The sequence below is a fragment of the Streptococcus sp. DD10 genome (assembly GCF_001578805.1).
In the GTDB taxonomy this organism is placed as follows: Bacteria; Bacillota; Bacilli; order Lactobacillales; family Streptococcaceae; genus Streptococcus.
The window spans coordinates 38,032-42,808 of record NZ_KQ969157.1 but is presented as its reverse complement, the minus strand read 5'-3'; the positions used below and the strand labels follow the sequence as shown (position 1 = coordinate 42,808).

The following is a 4,777-nucleotide window of genomic DNA, read 5'->3' as shown; positions in this document are numbered from 1 at the left end:
TAGGGCCTCCCATTGTTAGACCATGTCGAACACCTGATGTAATCTCAACCTGATCCGTTTCAATTTTCATTCTTGCTCCTCGGCCGTAACCACCCTGACGACGTTTCAACTCAAGATTAATATCCTCAGCACTCAAAGACAGTCCCGCTGGAACTCCTTCAATAATAGCTGTCAAACGTGGACCATGTGACTCCCCTGCTGTTAAATATCTCATCACTTTTACTCGCTTTCTTTCTTCGTTTTAATCCTGACAACTCCATGCCAGAACTCCTATCTTTAGAAAAAAGAGACAAGCAAGTTAAGAACGCTAAGTTCCTTAGCCTGATGTCTCCCTCATCCAGTAGTTCGTCTAGATACTACTTTTTCAAAAAATCTTTCATTTCCTCTAGTGGTACGGAGTGTATCTGTGCAGTTCCAATCTCAGGAACTAAGACGATCTGGATTTTCTTACCTCGTGCTTTCTTATCATGAGTTAGAGCATCGTATAATTTCATCTCATCCCATGGCTCATAATCAATAGGTAATCCAAATTTCAAACACATCTCACGAATTTGCTCTGTAATTCCCGTAAGCACCAAACCTTTTCTCTCAGCAGCCTTAGAGATTTGCACCATCCCAATTGCTACAGCCTCCCCATGCATGACTTGACCATAACCTGCAGTCGCCTCTATGGCGTGACCAATCGTGTGTCCAAAGTTTAGATAAAGACGAATGCCGTTATCCAACTCATCCTCAACCACGACTTTCCTTTTCACATCACAAGAATGATAGATAATACTTTCAGCATGTTGATAAATGGAAAGTAGGCTACCATCCATCTCTTGCAATTCTTGCCACAAATCCTTATCCTGAATCAATCCGTACTTAACTACTTCTCCCATCCCCTCAATTAACTCACGTTCACCAAGAGTTGACAATACTTCAGGATCTATCAAAACACCATCAGGTTGAGCAAATGTTCCTACCATATTTTTCGCAAAAGGCGTATTGACTCCAGTCTTTCCACCAATAGAAGAGTCAACTTGGGCAGTTAAACTAGTCGGTATCTGTACAAAATGTACCCCTCTCATATAAGTAGATGCCACGAAACCAGCTAAATCACCGACAACACCTCCTCCAAGAGCTAAAATTCCATCACTTCGTGTCATCCCATGTTTAACTAAGAACTCATAGGCTTTGTTAACCGTGATCAAGTTTTTACTTGCCTCACCCTCTAAAAAGTCAAAGACAATCACTTCAAAGCCTGCATCCTGCAAACTCAGTTTAACTTTTTCTGCATAGAGAGAAGCCACATGATTATCTGTTATAATAGCTACCTTTTGCAGTTTCCATAACTGAGACAACCATTTCCCTACCTTTGAAAGCGCACCTTTCTCAATTACGATATCATACGGATGGCGTGGTAAATCAACATGTAACTTCATCAGTCTCTCCTATCTATATCTTTGCTCTAGTTCTTCCCAAATCACTTCTGTTGGCATAGCATGATTGGTCCATATCTCAAAGGCTTCTGCTGCTTGATAAAGAAGCATCCCCAAACCATTAACTGTCTTTAAACCTTGTTTTTTCGCTTGTTTTAAAAAGGGTGTTTCAAATGGCTGATAAATCACATCTGCAACCAATAGTTGACTGGGAAATACTACCTCTTCTGAAATGGGATTACTTAAACCATCCATACCGACACTCGTCGCATTTACCAAAAGATCCGCCCCTGTCAGTAATCGAACGAGGCTTTGAATATCTTCTAAATCATAAACCGAAATTTGATCCCCTAAATTAGGATAGATACTTCTTGTTTTCTCTATCGACTTCTTGCGTACAAAAATCGCAACAGATGAGACACCGTCAAGTATTGCCTGGCTGATGATAGCTTTTGCTGCTCCACCAGCACCTAATACGACGATATTTGCCCCCTTTATCTTAAACTCTGGTAAACTTTTAAAAAAACCTTTTCCATCCGTGTTATGACCAATAAGAGTTCCATTCGAATTGATAACAGTATTAACTGCTCCAACCATTCTCGCAACAGGTGTTAACTCATCTAAGTGGGGTAAAACAACCTCTTTATAAGGCATGGACAAATTTATACCAAACATATCATAGCGACGAATATTCTGAACAGTTTCTGCTAGATCCTCTGCTACAATATCCCATGCTATATAAACACCATTCACACCTGTTAATTCAAATGCTCGATTATGGATAAAGGGGGAAATCGAATGTTTAATAGGACTAGCAACAACAGCTGCTAGCCGCGTATGTCCATCAATCCTCACTTAATACCTCACGAAAACGTTTCATATTAGCAAGAGAAATCTGACCTGGAGCACTTGCATCGTCTAAGTTTGCAAATGTCCAACTCGAACCTATCAACTCACAAGCAATTCTGGATATTTTACCTAATTTTCCCATAGACATGGTAACAAAAGTCTGCTCAGGGTTAAGGATTTTAAAACCACGTGTATAATTCATCAAATCTAACACTTCTTGTTCATTGTGAGGAGTTACCGCCACCTTCACTACTTTCGGGCTTAGACTAGTTAATTCTGATAAAATTTCCATCAGATTTTCCGGTGTTTCTTGAAAATTGTGGTAACTTAGGACCAGATTTGAATAATCCATCATTTCCTCAAATGCTAACGGATGCGAGTAATACTCAAAATCAACATAATCAGGTTGGTAAAGCCCTTGAATTTCCTTGATTATTGCAGCATATTCAGCATCTGTTAAATAAAGATTACCACCTTCCTGACTCGTACGAATCGTAAAGAGAAGTTCACGTCCAGCAAACTTCTCAAAAATAGCTGGTGCTACTCTTAAAATATCGTCTTTTTCAAGATAGTCAGCTCTCCACTCAATAATATCTGCGTCTTGAAAACGATCAATATCAATTGCCTGAACCTCTTCTATCGAACGAGGCATGACTGGTACAACTATTTTCATTTCTTTTCAACCTTAATTGTAAATACCTTAAGGTAATTACTGCTTTCATCTTTTTTATTGTAGGGAAAATCCATAGGTAAACCATAGGATGTTTGGTAAAAGTGCGGAATCCCTGCAAAACCTTTTTCAATTTGTTCCTTAAACTTCTTGCTCGATAGATTGGCAGCATTCGTACTAGCAATAATGGTACCACCTGATTGTAAGATATCTAAAGAAGCGGCAATTAACTTATGATAATCTTTAGCAACTGAAAAAGTCTGCTTTTTATTCCGAGCAAAACTCGGTGGGTCAAGGACGATAATATCATAACGCAGACCTTTTCGTTTAGCGTACTTGAAATACTCAAAAACATCCATTACGACAAATCTATGTGCAGCAAGAGGTAATCCATTTATATCAAAATGCGCTTGTGAAAGTTCACGAGAACGTTTAGCCAAATCTACAGATGTTGTCTCTGTTGCCCCACCTACAGCAGCAGCTACTGAAAAAGCAGCAGTGTAGGAAAACATGTTCAATACTGTTTTTCCTTTAGCTAAACCAGCGACTAGACTAGCTCTTACATCATGCTGATCTAAGAAAATACCTGTCATCAATCCATCGTTTAAAAAAACCTGATAGCCTACTCCATTTTCTAAAATAGAAAACGTTTCAGGTGCCTCTTGACCATAAAGAAAAGCTGATTCATAGTCCATCCCTTTAAAACGAATTTTCTCATAAGCACCTAGAATTTCTGGAAAAACAACCCTAAAGGCTTGATAAATCTGCTCTTTAATACTAAATACATAAGTATTATACCAGGAGAAAACAGCATAATCGCCATAACAATCGATACTGAAACCTCCGAAACCGTCTCCTTCTTGATTAAAGAGACGAAATGCAGTCGTTGATGAGTCTTCATAGTAGTCCTTACGAGCTATTTTAGCCTTTTCAAATAAGGTAATGAAAAATGTCACATCTAGATTTATAGAATGCGAAGAAATTATCCAACCTACTCCTTTATTTTGAGGGGATAAATAAGCTGTTCCAAGGAAAATACCACGCATATTTCGCAATTCTACTACTTGGTTATCTATATTTAAGTTAGGAAAGTCTTTCGCTTCTAAAAGCCGTTTTCCTTTTTTATTTTTTCTTCAGTCACAGGACTGACTGTCAGCTGTTTCATATTAAACATTATACCAAATCTTGTGAAATTGTTCAAAATTTTTTCATTTAATGGATTCGAAGTGCTTACCAAAAGCCAATTCTTTCATTATTATTTTGTAATCCAATCAATACGAATAGTATAATTGTGACTTTTTAGTTTTATTTATGGTATAATCAAAAGTGAAATTTTAGGATATAGGATGTGAAGTAAGAACCCACCTCTTTTATTATGAAACCTTTACTTCATAAAAATAAAATACTCAGACAAGGAAGTACATTTTTGTGAAACAATTAACTAGGAAGTTACTCGCTTTTATGAGTACAAGACTAGGATTTGTCTTGACCTTGCTCATTATTTATTGGTTAAAAACCTTATGGGCCTATACAATCGATTTCAACTTAGATATTAAATCTGATTTACAGGGAATGTATCAGATTTTTCTAGCAATATTGAACCCATTTCCACTTGGTCTCTTCTTGATGGGGCTGGCTTTTTACATTAGGCCAACTAAGATATTCTATACAGTATCTTTAAGTATCTACACTATTTTATTCCTCTGGCTCATTTCAAACTCCATCTACTACCGTGAGTTTTCTGACTTTATCACCGTTAATACTATGCTTGCCTCTAGCAAAGTGTCGGCAGGACTTGGAGAAGCGGCCATGGAGCTTTTCAGGCCTTGGGATATCG

The 4,777-nt window shown here is 37.8% G+C and carries 4 protein-coding genes and 2 pseudogenes; 1 reads left to right on the top strand and 5 read right to left on the bottom strand.

From position 1 onward, the window contains the following. From STRDD10_RS00165 to STRDD10_RS00145, 5 genes and pseudogenes are all read right to left on the bottom strand, one after another. Positions 1-214: chorismate synthase (locus tag STRDD10_RS00165; protein ID WP_156468572.1), on the bottom strand; the 214-nt coding region annotated here is incomplete at its 3' end. Between the two features lie 142 nt (positions 215-356). Continuing rightward, complete coding sequence (gene aroB, locus STRDD10_RS00160) at positions 357-1,424, bottom strand: 3-dehydroquinate synthase (RefSeq protein WP_067192003.1); 1,068 nt, start codon at positions 1,422-1,424, stop codon at positions 357-359. A gap of 9 nt (positions 1,425-1,433) precedes the next feature. Then, positions 1,434-2,276: a shikimate dehydrogenase gene (locus STRDD10_RS00155; RefSeq protein ID WP_067192000.1), complete on the bottom strand. Its 843-nt coding sequence runs from the start codon at positions 2,274-2,276 to the stop codon at positions 1,434-1,436. Beyond that, a complete protein-coding gene (gene aroD, locus STRDD10_RS00150; protein ID WP_067191998.1) occupies positions 2,266-2,943 on the bottom strand; it encodes a type I 3-dehydroquinate dehydratase in 678 nt (225 codons plus the stop codon). Before aroD ends, STRDD10_RS00155 begins: the two co-directional genes overlap by 11 nt. Beyond that, a pseudogene (locus STRDD10_RS00145) lies at positions 2,940-4,105 on the bottom strand (class I SAM-dependent rRNA methyltransferase). Before STRDD10_RS00145 ends, aroD begins: the two are co-directional and overlap by 4 nt. A 263-nt stretch (positions 4,106-4,368) precedes the next feature. Here STRDD10_RS00145 and STRDD10_RS00140 point away from each other — a divergent pair. Next, positions 4,369-4,777 (top strand): annotated as a pseudogene (locus STRDD10_RS00140) (LTA synthase family protein); the annotation flags it as partial.